The organism is Actinomadura nitritigenes (assembly GCF_017573545.1).
Classification (GTDB): Bacteria; Actinomycetota; Actinomycetes; order Streptosporangiales; family Streptosporangiaceae; genus Spirillospora; species Spirillospora nitritigenes.
Window position 1 is genome coordinate 58,075 of record NZ_JAGEOK010000044.1, and the last position, 15,903, is coordinate 73,977.

Consider the following 15,903-nt stretch of genomic DNA (forward strand, 5'->3'; position numbering starts at 1 on the left):
TCGCTCCGTCTCGCCCAAGATCGTGTTCTGGTTCCCGGTCCATCCTGCCCTGGATCACAGCCCCACGTCCGCTCTTGTGCGTGTGCAGGTGTTGATCGTGGTGCGCAGGATGTGGCGGGTGAGCCGGCACATCTCCCGGACGTCCACGACGTTCATCCCCATGGGGAAGTCGACGGGCAGCGGGGCCTGCGCACCGGCGCGGGTCATGCCGATCCGGGCGGTCGGCACGCCCCGGCCGCGCAGGATGTTGGCGTCGGTGGCGCCGCTGTTCCCGAGGATCGGCTCGTGCGGCCTCCCCTCCTCGGCCTCCCACGCCTCGATCGCCGCGCGGACCACCCACGACTCGGGATCGGTCGCGGTCCCGGGAATCGCCAGGATCATGTCCCAGGCGATGTCCAGCCGGGGATGGGCCCTGCCGATGCGGGTGATCGCGTCGGCGAACTCGCGCTTGACGCTCATCGGCGTGGAGGCGGGCGACGTCCGCAGGTCCAGGACGAAGCGGCAGGTCGCCGGCGACACCGCGGGCATCCGCATGAAGCCGCCCTCGATCGCGCCGATGTTGCCCTGCGGTGCGACGGTTCCGGCGGTGTGCCGGGCGGTGTACTCGGCGAACCATTCCTCCAGGGCCGCCGCGACGGTGCCGGCGCCGAGGATCGCGTTGCGATAGTCGATGCGGTGCCGGCTGCCGGCGTAGGAGTAGCTGCCGCCCACACTGACCTCGAACCAGCACAGTCCGACCTCGTCCCACGACACCGCCCAACCGGGCTTGGCGATCAGCGCGTAGTCGGCCCAGACGCCCTGCTCCAGCATGAACGAGCAGCCGTTCCCCTGCCCCGCGTTGTACCGCCGGACGTGGGCGGCGGTGCGCTTGTTCGTCGGCATCCCGCCCGCGCCGAGCCCCAGGACCACGTCGCCGCGCAGCGGCGTGCCGGCGCGGTGCAGGATCTCCAGCGCGGCGACCAGACACGCCGCGTGCCCCTTGGGGTTGCTGGCACCGAGGCCGATGACGTAATCGCCGTCCCGGACGGGCTCCGGGACCATGTCGTAGCGCAGGGCCGTGCCGACCCGCGGCAGGTCCTCCTCGGGATTCCCGGTGGTCAGCGTGTCGATCGGCGCGTAGAGCAGCAGGTCGGGCCCCGTCCCGTCGCCGCGCAGCCGGGCCACGGCGTTGCCCTGGTCGTCGTCGATCGGCTGGTAGCGGGCCTCGATCCCGGCGCCGGTGAGCGAGTCGACGGCCCAGCGCGCCAGCTCGCCCTCCTCTCCCGTCGGGCTGGGGACGCCGGCCATCGCCATGACGATGTCGGCGAGGCGTTCGGGGTCGATGAGTTCCTCGGCCGCCCGCACCAGTTCGGAACGGGTGCCGTCCAACGCCGTCATGCGGATGCCTCCGTGTCGTCCGCGAGCCGTTCGGCGGCGTGCTCGGCCAGCCCGGCGGCGGCGTCGAGCTTCCACGCGTTGCCGGGCAGCGGGTGTCCGTGCGCGTCGAGTTGGGCGTCCACGACCTTGCGGAGCGTGGACGGGTCGAAGGGGCGGCCGTTGAGCGCGCGCTCGGCCTCGGTCGGGCGCCACGGCGTGGGCGCCAGGGCGCCGAACACGATCCGGGCGTCCTCCCACCGTTCGGCCGACCGGCTCGACGCCGCGACGGCCACGGCCGCGAAATCGCCCTGCCAGAGCGCGAGCTTCTCGAACACGCATGCCCTGCCCGGTTCGGGGATCCGGATCGAGACCACCAGGTCGGCCGGTGCCAGAACCGTTTCACCGGGGCCGGTGTAGAGGCCGGCGATCGGGATGCGGCGCCCGTCGGACAGCTCGGCGATCCCGTCCAGCGCGACCAGGACCGTGGCGAGGTCGGACGGCGTGACCGCCTGGCAGCGGTGCCCGTCGACGGCCGCGTGGTAGAAGCGGTGGTCGCCGAGGATCGCGTAGCACGGGCTGGACACGCCGTTGCGCTTGTAGCAGGGGAAGTCGTTGCGGAAGAACCAGCAGCGCTTGGCCTGCAGCAGGTTCCCCGCGATCGTCGCCGCGTTCCTGACCTGCGGCGACGCGATCGACTCGGCGGCCTCCGCCAGGGCCGGGATCGTCTCGGTGAACCGGGAGACCAGCTCGGCCAGGGTGACGGCCGCACCGATCACGACCGTCCCGTCCGGTTCCTCGGCGATGTCGCGGAGGCCCGGCAGCAGGGCCGTGGAGACCAGCCGCGCCGGGTCGGCGAGCCCCTGCTTGCGCTGGAGGAGCAGGTCGGTGCCGCCGCCGAGCGCCGCACCGTCGCGCAGGACGGTCTCGGCCTCCTCGACGGTCCGCGGCCGGACGATCTCGACGGCCTCGGTGACCGGCGCCCTCCGCTCGGGGTACCTGCCCTGACGCCCGAGCCGCGTCCCCCAGCGGTGGAGCAGGGCGTGGACGCCGAGCGGGTACCCGGCCCGCACCAGCGCGATCCACCAGCGCGAGGGGCGGCGGCGCAGCCGGTGGTCGCGGACGCGCCCCTCCTTCTCCGCGAGCGCCCGCAGCACCTTGTCCGGGGTGATCGGCAGGTCGCGGATCCGGACGCCGACGGCGTCGTACACCGCGTTGGCGATGGCGGCGCCCGGCGGGATCACCGGGATCTCGCCGACGCTCTTCGCGCCGTAGGGGCCGGCGTCGTCGTGGCCGTCGACGATGAACGGCCGGACGGGCGGCAGGTCGGCCGCGCGCGGCATCGCATAGTTGATGTACGCGGGGTTGACGACCCGGCCCTCGGCGCGGATCAGCTCCTCCCCCAGTGCGGCGCCGAGCCCGTGGACGGCGCCGCCGATGATCTGCCCCTCGACCATGACGGGGTTGATGGCCCGCCCGACGTCGTGCGCCGCCACGTAGTCGAGCACGGTGACCTTGCCGGTCCGGACGTCGACCTCGACCTCGGCGCCGTGCGCGGCGAAGGTGTAGGTGGGCGAGAGGTTGGCGCGGTCCTCGCCCGGCGTGATCGTCTCGGTGCCCTCCAGTTCGTAGCGGCTGTCCAGGCCGAGCCCGCCCTGCGCGGCGGAGAGGTCGGCGAAGCTCACCGAGCCGCCGTCGTGGTGGGCGGCGCCGCCGCGCAGGGCGACGTCCTCGGGAGCGCAGCCGAGTTTGGCGGCCGCCAGGCCCCGCAGCCGCTCCCCCATCTCACGGGCCGCCTGGCCGACGGCCATGCCGGACATGTGCGTCGCGCGGGACGACCAGGCACCGAGGTCCAGCGGCGTCAGCTCGCTGTCCATCGACAGCACGTCGACGTCGGCGGGCTCGACGCCGAGTTCCGCGGCGGCGATCTGCGCGAGGATCGTCTTCTGCCCGGTCCCCGCGTCCGAGCCGCCGAACCGGACCCGGACGCGGCCGTCCTGGCCGACGTCCACCCCGGCCTCGCTGATGTTCGACAGCGGGTAGGCGAAGGCGCCCGACCCGTGCGCGGCGGTCGACACGCCGACGCCGCGCCCGGCGGTCCTCGCGGTCCGCTTGCGGTCCCAGTCCAGTTCCCTGCGGACGGTCTCCAGGCAGTCGGCGAGCCGGACGGTGGTGACCCGGTACCCGCACAGGGTCTCGGTGTGCGGCTCGACGAGGTTGCGGATCCGCAGGTCGATGGGATCCATGCCGAGCCGCTCGGCGATCTCGTCGAGCTGGCTCTCCATGGCGAGCGTGACCTGCGGGGTCCCGTATCCGCGGTACTGCCCGCCCGGCTGCGTCGCGGTGTCGACGAGGCGCGCGTCGTAGCGGACGCCGTCCGCCCGGTACGTCGCCCCCAGGGTGATGACACCGACGCGCATCACCGAGGAGCCCATGTGCGAGTAGGCGCCGTTGTCGACGTTGATCTCCGTCTCGAAGGCGCGCAGGTTCCCGTGCGCGTCGGCGTAGGTGCGCAGCCGCGTCTCGAAGCGGTGCCGGGGCTTGTTGGAGGCGAACTCCTCCTCGCGCGACAGGGAGATCAGCACGGGCGTCCCGGTCTTGCGGGCGAGCGCGGCGGCGAGGATCTCGTGCTCGGACGCCTTCGACTTCGAGCCGAAGCTCCCGCCGGTGGCGACCTCGCGGCACACGACCTGGTCGTGCTCGATGCCGAGCAGGTGCGAGACCTCCTTGGCGATGAAGTAGGGCGCGTGCGTGGACGTCCACAGCTCCATCACCTCCCGGTCGGGATGCCACCGGGCGAGCGTGACGTTGGGCTCCATGCAGGCGTGCGCGACGCTGGGGTAGACGAAGTCGCCCTCGACCATCACCGTCGACGCGGCCACGCCCGCGTCCGGGTCGCCCCACACGCTGTTCCAGCGGATCGCGACGTTGCGCTCCGCCGGCCGGTCGTGCAGCGCGCGGGCGCGCGGGGCGAGGGCCTCGGCGATGCTGAGCGGCGCCCGGAGCGGCCGGATCCGCAGCCGGATCGCCGCGACCGCGGCGCGGGCCTGTTCGGGTGTGTCGGCGGCGACCGCGGCGACCTCCTGCCCGATGTAGCGGACGACGCCTGCGGCCAGCGGCGGGCGGTCCGCCATGTGCCCGCCCCGGTGCAGGTAGGTGATGCCGGGCGGGAAGTCGTCCGCCGTGATGACGCCGCGCACGCCCGGCATCCGCAGTGCGGGCGCCACGTCCAGCCGGGTGATCCGGCCGTACGGGACGGGCGAGCGGAGCACCGCCGCGTGCAGGTGCGGCGGCCCGGTGAGGTCGTTGACGTAGGCGACGCGGCCCAGGGACCGGTCCTGCCAGTCCAGCGGCCGGACGCTGCGCCCGATCGGAGTCGTCATTCGGTCTCCCTCCGCGCGCGAGCCGTCGCGCAGACGGCCTCGACGATCGCCGCGTAACCGGTGCAGCGGCAGATGTTGCCCGACAGCTCCGTCCGCACCCGCGCCCTCGCCCGCTCCGCGTCGGCCGGAAGGCCGGCGCGGAGCAGGGCGGTGGCGTGCACGACCTGCCCCGGCGTGCAGAAGCCGCACTGGAAGGCGCCCAGGTCGGCGAACGCCGCGCGCAGGTCCGCGGACTCCTCCGCGAGGCCCTCGGCCGTCGTGACCTCCCCGTCCACCAGCTCGGCGGGCGTCACGCACGAGAGCCGGGGCCGGCCCGCGACGAGCACGGTGCAGGCACCGCATTCGCCGCGCTCGCAGGCGAGCTTGACCGACGTCGCCCCGAACTCGTCCCGCAGAATGCGGGCGAGGACGGTCCCGGGGGGCGCGGCGACGGCCCCGGTCTTCCCGTTGACGGTGATGTTCATGAAGGGACCCCAGAGTGGAGAGGACGGACGGAAGGCGCTACTCCAGATCGGCCGTGGTGAGACCGCCGGCGTTGGTCTTGTCGAAGGGCCGGGTCTGGATGTCGACCTGGCCGGGCGTCTGCTTGCCGTCCAGCTTGCCGACCATTGTCTGCAGCGCCGTGGCTCCCCACTTCTTCGGCTGCAGCGCGATCTCGAAGCCGACCTGCCCGTTGCGCACCATGGCGAGCGTCGACGGGATGCCGTCGAAGCCCGTCACGGTGATCTGCCCGGACTTGCCCGCCTCGTTGATGCCCTGGACGACCCCGGTGAGGAAGTCGTCGAGGTTGGCGTAGACGACCTTGGCGTCGGGGACCGCCGACAGCGACGCCTTGGTCGCCTTGAGCCCCTCCTCGGAGGTGAGCGCGGAGACGTTGACCTCGTGGGCCACCGACATTCCGGGGCAGGACGCGGAGCCGATGACGGCCTTGTAGGCCTTCGTCATCTCCTGGACGTAGGGCGCCGCGGACGGGCCCTTGACCATGACGATCTTTCCCTTGCCGACGTTCTTGCACGTCCACTCGGCGATCTGCTGACCCGACTTGCCCCAGTCGTTGCCGATGTAGGACGCGCGGCTGGACTTGTCCTCGACGTCGCGGGCGACCGTCATCACCGGGATGTGCGCGGCCTTGGCCGCGTTGAGCGGCGCCACCACCGCCTTGGCGTCGATGGCGGAGACGAGGATGCCGTCCACGTTCTTGGCGATAAGGTCGTTGATGTCGTTGGCCTGCTTGAGCGGGTCGCCGCCGGCGTCGGTGAAGACGACCTTCACGCCGAGCTTCTCGGCCTCGGCCTCGATGCCCTTCTGCATCCCGGCGTACAGGGCGATCCGGGGCGCGGCGAAGCTCACGCCGATGGTCTTCTCGCCCTTGTCGGACGCGCTGGAACTGTTGCAGGCGGTGGCCGCCAAGCCGACGCAGAGCGCCGCCGCGGCGATCCCGCCGAGTCGGTTGATGCGCATGTTGATCTCCTGGTACGGGTTCGGTGAGGGAGGGCGGGGGGCGGGGATCGGTCAGCCGACGGCGGCCTTGGCGGTGGCGTCCGCGACGCCGGACCGTGGCGGTGGCGCCTGCCGTCGCCCGGTGCGCAGCCGGGAGACGCGGCGCAGCAGTTCGGCCGACATGGCGAGCACGAACACGATCCCGATCGCGACCTGCTGCCAGGCGTCGCCGACGCCCTTGAGGTTGAGGCCGTTCTGGATCACGGAGATGACCAGGACGCCGAGCAGCGTCCGCCACATCGCGGCGCGCCCGCCGTGCAGGGCGCTGCCGCCGAGCACGACCGCCGCCACCGAGAACAGCTCCAGGCCCTCGCCGACGGTCGGCTGCGCCGACTGCAGGCGCGCGGTCGTCGCCATGCCCGCGACGGCGGAGAACACCCCGGCCAGCACGAACGTGGCGACGATCGTCCGCTCGACGCGCAGGCCGGCCAGCCGCGCCGCCTCCCGGTTGCCGCCGCTGGACAGTACCCGCAGCCCGAAGGGGCTCACGCTCAGCAGGAACGCCGAGACCGCGAAGCAGCCGATCATCAGCCAGACGATCCACGGCACGCCGAGCGGCCGGCCGACGCCGAACCCGGCGATGCTCGCGGGCAGGCCGCCGACGGACTCGGCGTGCGTGACGATCAGCGTCAGCCCCGTCCCGATCACCGAGGTGCCCAGCGTGATCATGAAGGGGTGGACCTTGAGCCCGATCACCAGCAGGCCGTTGGCCAGTCCGAACACGACTCCGGACAGGGCCGCCGCGAGCAGCCCCAGCGCGATGCTGTGGGTGTCGCGCATGACGATCGCGCCGACCGCGCCGTGCATCGCGACCTGCGCGCCGACCGACAGGTCGAACCCGCCGCCGGCGATGACGAACGTCTGCCCGAAGGAGACGATCGCGAGGATCGCCATCGAGCTCAGGACGTTGAGGATGTTGCCGCTGCTGAGGAACGAGTCGGTCGACACCGCCAGCACGACGGCCAGGACGACCAGCAGCAGGGGGACGAACACGTCCTCCAGGGCGGGCGAGGTTCTTCTCATGATGCGAGACCTTCCGGGTGTTCGCCGAGGCACGCCGTCATCAGTTGGGCGTGGGTGACGTCGGCATTGAGCTCGGCGACCAGGCGTCCCCGCCGGAACGCCAGGTAGCGGTCGGTGATGGATCGGAACTCGTCGCTCTCCAGCGCCACCACGACGACGCAGCCGCGCTCGTCCGCGAACGTCCGGAGCTGGCGCAGCACGTGCTCCTTGGCGCCGATGTCGATGCCGTGGGTGGGCTCCTCCACGACGAGCACGCGCGCCCCGGCGGCCAGCCACCGCGCGATCAGGATCTTCTGCTGGTTCCCGCCGGACAGCAGCCCCGCGGGGAACGCGGGATCGGCCGGCCGGACGTCCAGATCGGCGATCAGCCGCAGCGCCTCGGCGCGCATCTTCCGCCGGTCCAGGACGCCGAAGCGGGTGAACGCCTTCACGTCCCCGAGGGCGATGTTGCGCTCGATGCTCAGCAGCGGCTGCACCCCGTCGCGCTTGCGCTCCTCCGGGACGAAACCGACGGCCGCCGCGACGGCCGCGACCCTGGTGAGCGGTCTGATCTCGCGCCCGCCGACCTCCACCTTCGCCGATACGCGGCGGGCCGGACGGCGGGCGCCGGCGAGTGTGCGCGCGTAGGTGCCCGCGCCCGAGCCGAGGATGCCGGTCATCGTGACGAGCTCGCGGTGGCGCAGTTCCAACTCCGGCGCACCGGGGAGGTCGGCGCGGACGAGCACGTCGCCCGCCTCGCGGGGCTCGCGGTCCGGCGCGTTCGCCAGGACCCGTCCCGCCACCAGTTCGACCAGCCCGTGCGGGCTGGTCTCCTCCCGGGTGAGGCTCGCGACGACCCGGCCGTCCCGCAGCGCGGTGATCCGGTCGCAGAGCGCGCGGACCTCCTCCAGGTCGTGGCTGACGAACAGGACCGCGAGGCCGTCGTCCGCGAGGCGCCGCACCAGCTCGGTGATGCGCCGGGACTGGCGCGGCTCCAGGGCCGCGGTCGGCTCGTCCAGGATCAGCAGCTTCGGCCTGGCCCGCAGCGCCCGCGCCACCTGCAGCAGCTTCTTCTCTGCGAGGTCGAGGCCGTCGGCGCGGCGGGCCGGGTCCAGGTCGACGCCGAGGGTGCCGAGCAGCGCGGTGGTCTCGGCGCGGTCGGCGCCCCGGTCGCGCAGCAGGCGCAGCCGCCGGTGCGGCGCGGCGACGACGATGTTGTCGGCGACCGTCAGCTCGGGGAACAGCTGGGTCTCCTGGTGGACGACGGTGATCCCGGCCTGCTCGGCCTGCGCGGGCGTCGCGCAGTCCACCGCGCTTCCGCCGACCTCCAGGTGCCCGGCGTCCGGCACGTGGGCGCCGCACAGCACCTTGATCAGGGTGGACTTGCCGGCGCCGTTGGAGCCGATCAGCCCGTGGACCTCGCCGGCCGCGAGCTCCAGGTCCACCCCGTCGAGCGCGGTGAACTGGCCGAACCTCTTCGTGACACCGAGCGCGGCGACGGCGCGGGCGGTGCCTGCGGCGGTCACGAGCCCGCCTCCGTCCGTACCGCGGTGCCGGTGGCGCGGACGAACGCGGCCAGCAGCCGGCGCCGGACCTGCGGCACGCCGAGGGCGGTGGCCAGCAGGACGGCGAGCACGATCAGGATTCGCATCGGGGGGTCTCCTGGGAAGCGGGCCGAGGATCGGTGAGGAACTCCTCGGCGAGCCGGGCGTAGTCGTGGGGTCGTTCCTCCTGGGGGTGGTGCGCGGTGTCGGGCATCACCCTCAGGACGGCGCTGCGCAGTGCCTCGGCGAGCCGGCCCGCGTAGCCGGCGTCGGCGAAGGGGTCCGCGGAGCCCCAGAGCAGGAGCACTGGGGCGAGGACGCCGGGAAGGAGCGGGCCGAGGTCCTCGGGCAGGCCGCGCGCCGTCGAGTCGGTGCCGAGCGCGAGTGCGTCCGGGGTGACGCTGTTGCGGAAGCGCTCGAAGACGGTCGTCTGCGGGAGGTGCGCGGGATCGGCCCACTCGTGGCGTCCCATCAGGTCGCGCATCTTGCCGGGCGTCGGTCCGGCTCCGCCGTAGTACTCGGCGCGGATCGCCGCGCCGTCCGCTCCGGGCGGGCCGCCGAGGTCGGCGGGCCGGCTGCCGGTCAGCACGATCCGCCGGACGCGGCGGGGCTCGCGGGCCGCGATCAGAAGGGCCACCGATCCGCCGAGCGACTGGCAGACGAAGTCGGCGCGGCCGACGCCCAGCGCGTCCAGGAGGGCCGTGACGTACCGGGCGTGGAAGGAGAACAGCGGTCCGGTCGCCCGGGGGGCGGCCGAGCCGCCGTACTGCGGCAGGTCCACCAGGATGAGGCGACGGCCGGGCAGTTCGGGCACCAGCGCGGCGAAGTCGGTCCGGGACGAGCAGCCGGGACCGCCGCCGTGCAGCAGCACGGTGGGCGCTCCGGCGCCGATCGAGCGGACGCTCAGCTCGGTCCCCAGCACGGTGCGCCGGGTGCCGATGGTCGGTGCGGTCATGGTGGGATCTCCGGTTCTTCCGGCCCCCGCGAGGGGGCCATCGCGCTTCCGTGAACGGAGGCCGCGCTACCGAGAAAGTCGAGATGAAGCCGCGAATAACGGGTGATGCGTACTATGTACACTACTTAGGCCAGGAGTCAATGGCCGAAATCCGGATTTAACTCAGAGGTCCAGGACGAGGCGGTCCGACAGGCACCGCGAGACGCACGGCATCATCGTCTTCCCGGCCTCCCGCTCCGCATCGGTCAGCAGCCCGTCCCGGTGGTCGGGAACGCCCGCCAGCACGCGGGTCTCGCAGCTCCCGCAGATGCCCTCGCGGCACGCGTTCGGCACCTGGACGCCGGCCCGTTCCAGCGCGTCGAGGACTCCCTCGTCGGCGGGCACCCGCACGGTCAGCCCGGAACCCGCGCACTCCACCTCGAAGGCGGTGTCCTCCCCGTCCTGCGCGGCGTCGCGCGGGGCCGCGGCGAACCGTTCGACGTGCAGGCCACCGTCCGGCGGCCGTGTTCGGCACCGCTGCTCGACCGCCGTGAGCAGCCCCTCCGGACCGCAGCAGTAGACCGCCGTGCCGGGTTCGAGCTCGGCGAGGATCTCGTCGAGATCCGGACGCCCGTCGCGGTCCTCGGGGACGACGGTCACCGAGTCCCCGTAGCGAGCGAGTTCCGGCAGGAAGGCCATGGTCTCCCGGCTCCTGCCGCCGTAGACGAGCCGCCAGGGAACGCCCCTGGCCGCGGCCCGCCCGATCATCGGCAGCAGCGGCGTGATCCCGATGCCGCCGGCCAGGAACAGGTAACGCGGCGCGTCCTCCAGCGGGAACCGGTTGCGGGGTCCGCGCACCCGCACCGTCCCACCGGGGCGCAGTTCCTCGTGCACGTACGCCGAGCCGCCCCGGCCGTCGGGCTCGTGGAGGACACCGATCCGGTACGCCCCGGAGTCCGCCGGGTCCCCGCACAGCGAGTACTGCCGGGTCCATTTCCCGAGGTCCAACTCCAGATGGGCGCCCGGCTCCCAGGGCTCAAGCGGGGCGCCGCCGAGACCGGTCAGCGTGACCGACATGACGCCGTCCGCCTCCCAGGTCATCGACCGGACGACCAGCTCGCGTTCGTTGTCCGACATGGCTCGTACTATGTACGGTACTTTGCAGACCAGTCAAGCGACCTGGGGCTTGACAACGGGACAAGGTTCCGTACAAAGTACGTGACATTGTTCAAGGAGGCTCCGTTGACCACCAACGCCACGTCCCCCGGCCGCCCCCGCCCCGAGCGACGGCAGCCCGGCCAGGACTGGACGTCCTGGCCGACCTACGACAGCGCCGTCCTGGGTTTCCGCGACCACTGGTACCCCGTCCTGTGGTCCGAGCAGGTCGGCCGGAAGCCCGTCGCCGTCACGCTGCTGGGCGAGAACATCGCCCTCGTCCGCGAGGGCGAGGAGATCCACGCCCTGCACGACCGCTGCCCCCACCGCGGCGTGCCCCTCTCGCTCGGGCGCCGCCAGTTCCCCGGCACCGTCTCCTGCCCCTACCACGGGTGGACCTACGACCTGAAGGACGGGAACCTCTGCGGGGTCCTCACCGACGGGCCGGAATCACCGATCGCCGGACGCGTCAAGGTGCGGACCTACCCCGTCAAGCAGCGCTTCGGCCTGATCTGGGTGTACGTCGGCGACGCGGAGGACCCGCATCCCCTGGAGGACGACCTCCCCGAGGAACTGCGCGACAACCGGTTCGTCATCGGCGGCCGCACCGAGGTCCGCAAGGGCAACTGGCGGTTCGCCGCCGAGAACGGATTCGACGAAGGCCACGCCAAGTACCTTCACAACACGGCGCTGTGGCGCCTCTTCAAGGTCATGCCGGCCTGGAACAAGACCCGCATCGTCGAGCGCGGCGACTGGCTCGTCCGCGTCCAGGACGAGGTGCACTGGGAGGCCGACATGCCCGGCCTCGGCAAGTGGACCAACAAGCGGTGGTGGAAACGCATGCCGCTGCCCGACGCGCCCGGCAAGGCGCAGAACATCAATCCCGTGATCAAGAGCCTCGACCTGCCGGGCTTCGTCTCGATCCGGATGCCCGGCATCCTCCGCGTCGCCTACCCGCATTTCATCCACTACGAGTGGTACGTCCCAGTGGACACCGACCACGTCCGCTACGTCCAGCTCATGGTGCGATTCGAGACGGGAGCGCGGGCGGGACTCTTCAAGCTCAAGTACCTCACCGCGATCCGCTGGCTCTTCCACGGCCAGTTCACCGCGCAGGACGCCTGGATGGTCGACGTCATGAACGCCCCACCGGAGAAGCTCTACCGGCCCGATCTGTCCCTCACCGCCTGGCGGCGCAAGGTCGAGCAGAGCGAACCGAAGGTCCAGCCGTACGAGCGGTAACGTGCCGATCGCCCGGCGGGGTAACCTCGCCCGCGGAGACGATGACGCCGACCACGGAGCAGCATGGCCACCCGAGCGAAGACCAAGAGCACGCGGGCGCTCACCCGTGAACGGATCGTCGAGACCGCGGTGCGCATAGGAGACGCCGAGAACCTGGACACCTTGACCGTCCGGCGTCTCGCCGGTGAACTCGGCGTCGGCGCGATGACCCTGTACAGCTACTTCCGCAACAAGGAGGAGATCCTCGACGCGATGGCCGACCACGTCCTCGGCGGCATGGAGGTCCCCGCCGCCGGGACGGACGACCCGGTCGAGGTCCTCATGGCGTGCGGGCGGGCGTTCCGGGCGATGATGCTCGCCCACCCCTGCGTCGTCCGCCTGCTGTCGACCCGGGTCACCGACAGCGTCGACGCGCTGGACGGCGCGATGGAGAACGTCCTCGCCCGGCTGGAGTCGGCGGGCCTGACCGGCGCCGACGCCACTCGCGCCTACGGGCTCCTCATCACCTATGCGCTCGGCTTCTCCGGTTACCGGACACCGCGGACCTGGGGGGACGATCCGGAGGCGCGGCGCCAGCGCCGCCACTTCTACGCCGGCCTGCCCGCCGACCGCTTTCCCAGTACGGTGCGGCTCTCCCCGGAACTGCCGACACTGCCCTCCTCGGAGCAGTTCGAGTTCGGCCTTCGCCTGATAGCCGAGGGCCTTGCGGCGAACGCGGGCTCCGTCGACCGTCGATGACGTCGGATCACCGCCACCCCCGAGCCCACCGGCTCGTCGAGCAGAAGCCTTATCCCGCAGAAAAGCGGCCAGCCGTTGCGCCGCAGGCCAGTGGTTGCGGCACCTGGGTGAGATCCTCTCGCAGCCGGACCCGGTAGGCGAGGCCCTCGAGATCGCGTTCAGCCTGGCCGCCGCGAACTGCTGGCCTGCGCAGCACGGGAACGCCTGCTGCTATGCCCCATCGACGACTCCCACCGGCTGGACGCGGGGTCGTCGAAGGCGCCGGCCTTCCTCGCCCGGTGCGTCGCGGCGGACGACCTGCGAGCCACGTCCAGGGCGAACTCCCTGGCGGCGATCGGTGGAGAGGCCGGAGCCACCCGGCCGGGCACGGGTCGGCGGCGCCGGTGCGGTTCGGCGACCACCAGATCGGCAGCGGCGCTGTTGCGCGTCAATCCGCGCGGATCTCCAAGGATCACACGGCCTTGGTGAGGGCCTCGTACTCTTCGTCGGTCAGCGTGACCGTCGCCGCCTGCACGTTCTCTTCCAGATGCGCGACGCGGGACGTGCCGGGGATGGGCAGCATGACCGGGGAACGCCGCAGCAACCACGCGAGGGCGAGCTGCGACGCAGTGGCACCGTGCTCTCGCGCGGCCGACTCCAACGGACCCCCGGGACGTGCGAGCTCCCCCGTCGCGATCGGGAACCACGGAATGAAAGCGATGTCCTCGGCCTCGGCGTAGTCCAAGACGTCCTCCGCCTTGCGATTGACGAGGTTGTACAGATTCTGCACCGAGACGATCTCAGCGATGCCGCGCGCTTCCTTCAGCTGCTCCACGGTCACCTCCGACAGCCCGATGTGGCGGATCTTGCCCTCCTCCTGCAGCGCGGCGAGCTCGCCCAGCTGGTCGGCGAGGGGGACCTTGGCGTCGATCCGATGCAGCTGGTAGAGGTCGATCCGCTCCAGACCCAGGTGACGCAGGCTCAGTTCCAGCTGCTGACGCAGGTACTCGGGCCGCCCCAGCGGCCGCCAGTCGCCGGGGCCGGATCGGCTCAGCCCCGCCTTCGTGGCGATGACCAGGTCGTCGCGGTAGGGGTGCAGCGCCTTGCGGATCAGCTGCTCGCTCACGAAGGGACCGTAGGAGTCGGCCGTGTCAATGAAGGTGACGCCGAGCTCCACGGCGCGGCGCAGGACCCGCACCGCTTCATCAGGGTCCTTGGGATCCCCCCACACACCCGGCCCGGTCAGCTGCATCGCGCCGTAACCGAGGCGGACGACCGGCAGGTCACCACCGATCGCGAAGGTGCCTGATGCTTCGGCGGGGCGGTCACTTGAAAGCGGGCTCATGGAAGCGTTCCTCTCTATCGGTCAATGAGGCGGCACACGGTCGTGCGCAACAGACGATCGTGTGCCTTACCCCTGGTATCGGATGTCTCACACGGAGCCCGAACTCACCGGGCCCAGATGAATCCTGGCACGTCAGGCGGGAAGGGGCTGGTGGACAGGGGCGTCCAGGATGAAGTTCTGGCGGAAGGTGCGACCGCCGGTGACCAGCAGGCGCGCGATCGCGGGAGTGCGGCTCGCTGTGAGCAGCAGGACGGTGACGAAGCCCTGCGGCAGTCCCGTCGCGGCGTAGCGTCCCTCCTGGTCAGTGGCGGTCCTCAGTAGTTGGTGGCCGTTCGAAGCCAGGATCGTGACGCCGACGTTCGGAATGGGAGAGCCCTCGTGGTTCGGACGGTACCGACCAGCATCGCCGGCTGATTCCCGAAGCCGTCGTGCTGACCGGGGTCGACGGCGTGCGGGCTGGGGGCTTCGAATGAGGAGTCTTGGACGGCCTCCTCGACACGCACGTCGAACTCGGACTCGGCCTGGGCCTGGGCGACAGCCCGTTGAGAACGCCACCACTCAGGCCCTTCAACGATGACAGGAGGGAGCGCGAACGCCTTCCGCTGGAAGCGTCTGCCACGCCAACAGGGACGCCTATCGATGATGGGCGATGTCGAGTGCGCCCCACCAGGCCGCAGTTCGCCGGCATCGTAGGCCACAGACGTGACGTGCCCATCGATTTGCCTGCAACCGCCGTCGGCCAGCAGCGCCTGGCGTGGCATCCGGCGTCGCGCTGGTGACGACCTCACCGTCACGGACCACGCCGGTGAACCTGATCAACTCAAGTAGCCGGGGCGCCGGCGGCGGGGCGAACTTCAGCGGCTGGTGCAGGGTGGCCGCCACACCCAGGCGACACCGTTACCGAGAGACACGATTTCACTATCCTCTGCACCAGCATGCTTGCTTCGGGTCGTCAAGAGCGCCGGCCACTCTGGCGCGACGACGTGGGACCGTCAGCGACCCTGGTTCCGCGAAGCGATCACGACGTTTCTCAACGGAGCAATTCACACAAGTCGATCTAGGTCGATCCAAGTCGAACGTGGAGCCGCCGACCCGCAGAAACTTCCTGGCCAAGTCGGGACGGTGCTTGATTCCTACGCCCCCGCCCGCGGCTTGGGCGCCCCGGGCGGCGCCGGGTCCGGCGCCGCCTGATAACCACACCGCGACGCTCATCAGGGCTGAGAGAAGCAGGAACGATGCGTCCGGTGACAGCACCCTTACCACCTCCTTCTCCTCTCAACTCGTTCCCCTTTTTGAACAGCTGAGCTGGGGTTTTGTGGGCGATACTGGGTTCGAACCAGTGACCTCTTCGGCGTGAACACCACTGATCATGCCCCAGATACACACCCTTCCGGAATCACCGCAGGTCAGGCGCGGTCCTTGAGCGCGACACAACGCACCTCAAGGAAGATCGAGTCCGTTTCGATCTCCCGCAACTAACACCTCGCAGATGTCCCTTCACACTGTAGACTCTGAAGGCCGGCTTCGGCGTGCCGTCGACACCCCAAGACGAGTCAGGATCAAGGGCCCTGCATATTTTCCGGCCTTTCCTTTAGGCATATCAGTGAGCCTTTTTCAGCAGCGGTGTGGTGACTGTTGATCACATGATGGTCGCGGTCGGTGCATCTGCCCCGGAACGTCAAGGAGCCCCTGGTAGGACGGTTGATCTCTCACAACCCTCCGTCCAAC

Annotated in this window: 12 protein-coding genes; 2 read left to right on the plus strand and 10 right to left on the minus strand. The window is 71.2% G+C overall.

Going from position 1 to position 15,903, the window contains the following annotated elements; all coding sequences use genetic code 11:
- Nucleotides 1-54 precede the first annotated feature (54 nt).
- The 9 genes from J4557_RS43140 to J4557_RS43175 form a co-directional block, all read right to left on the minus strand.
- Nucleotides 55-1,377: a M20 family metallopeptidase gene (locus J4557_RS43140; protein ID WP_208272630.1), complete on the minus strand. Its 1,323-nt coding sequence runs from the start codon at nt 1,375-1,377 to the stop codon at nt 55-57.
- Nucleotides 1,374-4,736 (minus strand): molybdopterin cofactor-binding domain-containing protein, encoded by a 3,363-nt coding sequence (locus J4557_RS43145; RefSeq protein WP_208272639.1) that lies wholly within the window; start codon nt 4,734-4,736, stop codon nt 1,374-1,376. The genes J4557_RS43140 and J4557_RS43145 overlap by 4 nt, the downstream gene beginning before the upstream one ends.
- Nucleotides 4,733-5,200 (minus strand): (2Fe-2S)-binding protein, encoded by a 468-nt coding sequence (locus J4557_RS43150; RefSeq protein WP_208272641.1) that lies wholly within the window; start codon nt 5,198-5,200, stop codon nt 4,733-4,735. Before J4557_RS43150 ends, J4557_RS43145 begins: the two co-directional genes overlap by 4 nt.
- Before the next feature lie 37 nt (nt 5,201-5,237).
- Nucleotides 5,238-6,197 carry a substrate-binding domain-containing protein gene (locus tag J4557_RS43155; protein WP_208272643.1) on the minus strand — a complete coding sequence of 320 codons (960 nt, stop codon included), beginning with the start codon at nt 6,195-6,197 and terminating at the stop codon, nt 5,238-5,240.
- 51 nt (nt 6,198-6,248) lie between these two features.
- Nucleotides 6,249-7,259 carry an ABC transporter permease gene (locus J4557_RS43160; RefSeq protein WP_208272645.1) on the minus strand — a complete coding sequence of 337 codons (1,011 nt, stop codon included), beginning with the start codon at nt 7,257-7,259 and terminating at the stop codon, nt 6,249-6,251.
- The gene (locus J4557_RS52000; protein WP_208272647.1) at nt 7,256-8,764 is read right to left on the minus strand and encodes a sugar ABC transporter ATP-binding protein; all 1,509 of its coding nucleotides are present in this window, start codon (nt 8,762-8,764) and stop codon (nt 7,256-7,258) included. The genes J4557_RS43160 and J4557_RS52000 overlap by 4 nt, the downstream gene beginning before the upstream one ends.
- The gene (locus J4557_RS51340; RefSeq protein WP_279576399.1) at nt 8,761-8,889 is read right to left on the minus strand and encodes a hypothetical protein; all 129 of its coding nucleotides are present in this window, start codon (nt 8,887-8,889) and stop codon (nt 8,761-8,763) included. Before J4557_RS51340 ends, J4557_RS52000 begins: the two co-directional genes overlap by 4 nt.
- The gene (locus J4557_RS43170; RefSeq protein ID WP_208272649.1) at nt 8,877-9,737 is read right to left on the minus strand and encodes an alpha/beta fold hydrolase; all 861 of its coding nucleotides are present in this window, start codon (nt 9,735-9,737) and stop codon (nt 8,877-8,879) included. Before J4557_RS43170 ends, J4557_RS51340 begins: the two co-directional genes overlap by 13 nt.
- 162 nt (nt 9,738-9,899) lie before the next feature.
- Nucleotides 9,900-10,853: a PDR/VanB family oxidoreductase gene (locus J4557_RS43175; protein WP_208272651.1), complete on the minus strand. Its 954-nt coding sequence runs from the start codon at nt 10,851-10,853 to the stop codon at nt 9,900-9,902.
- A gap of 105 nt (nt 10,854-10,958) precedes the next feature.
- Here J4557_RS43175 and J4557_RS43180 point away from each other — a divergent pair, with 105 nt between their 5' ends.
- Nucleotides 10,959-12,113 (plus strand): Rieske 2Fe-2S domain-containing protein, encoded by a 1,155-nt coding sequence (locus J4557_RS43180; RefSeq protein WP_208272660.1) that lies wholly within the window; start codon nt 10,959-10,961, stop codon nt 12,111-12,113.
- A 63-nt stretch (nt 12,114-12,176) separates the two neighbouring features.
- Nucleotides 12,177-12,851: a TetR/AcrR family transcriptional regulator gene (locus tag J4557_RS43185; RefSeq protein ID WP_208272661.1), complete on the plus strand. Its 675-nt coding sequence runs from the start codon at nt 12,177-12,179 to the stop codon at nt 12,849-12,851.
- Nucleotides 12,852-13,302: 451 nt separating this feature from the next.
- Here J4557_RS43185 and J4557_RS43190 read toward each other — a convergent pair whose 3' ends face one another.
- A complete protein-coding gene (locus J4557_RS43190; protein WP_208272662.1) occupies nt 13,303-14,175 on the minus strand; it encodes an aldo/keto reductase in 873 nt (290 codons plus the stop codon).
- Nucleotides 14,176-15,903 lie beyond the last annotated feature (1,728 nt).

What these genes read in the sequence shown, in the direction of transcription:
- J4557_RS43140 (WP_208272630.1), bottom strand. Translation starts at nt 1,377, where the DNA reads ATGACGGCGTTGGACGGCACCCGTTCCGAACTGGTGCGGGCGGCCGAG.
- J4557_RS43145 (WP_208272639.1), bottom strand. Translation starts at nt 4,736, where the DNA reads ATGACGACTCCGATCGGGCGCAGCGTCCGGCCGCTGGACTGGCAGGAC.
- J4557_RS43150 (WP_208272641.1), bottom strand. Translation starts at nt 5,200, where the DNA reads ATGAACATCACCGTCAACGGGAAGACCGGGGCCGTCGCCGCGCCCCCC.
- J4557_RS43155 (WP_208272643.1), bottom strand. Translation starts at nt 6,197, where the DNA reads ATGCGCATCAACCGACTCGGCGGGATCGCCGCGGCGGCGCTCTGCGTC.
- J4557_RS43160 (WP_208272645.1), bottom strand. Translation starts at nt 7,259, where the DNA reads ATGAGAAGAACCTCGCCCGCCCTGGAGGACGTGTTCGTCCCCCTGCTG.
- J4557_RS51340 (WP_279576399.1), bottom strand. Translation starts at nt 8,889, where the DNA reads ATGCGAATCCTGATCGTGCTCGCCGTCCTGCTGGCCACCGCCCTCGGC.
- J4557_RS43170 (WP_208272649.1), bottom strand. Translation starts at nt 9,737, where the DNA reads ATGACCGCACCGACCATCGGCACCCGGCGCACCGTGCTGGGGACCGAG.
- J4557_RS43175 (WP_208272651.1), bottom strand. Translation starts at nt 10,853, where the DNA reads ATGTCGGACAACGAACGCGAGCTGGTCGTCCGGTCGATGACCTGGGAG.
- J4557_RS43185 (WP_208272661.1), top strand. Translation starts at nt 12,177, where the DNA reads ATGGCCACCCGAGCGAAGACCAAGAGCACGCGGGCGCTCACCCGTGAA.
- J4557_RS43190 (WP_208272662.1), bottom strand. Translation starts at nt 14,175, where the DNA reads ATGAGCCCGCTTTCAAGTGACCGCCCCGCCGAAGCATCAGGCACCTTC.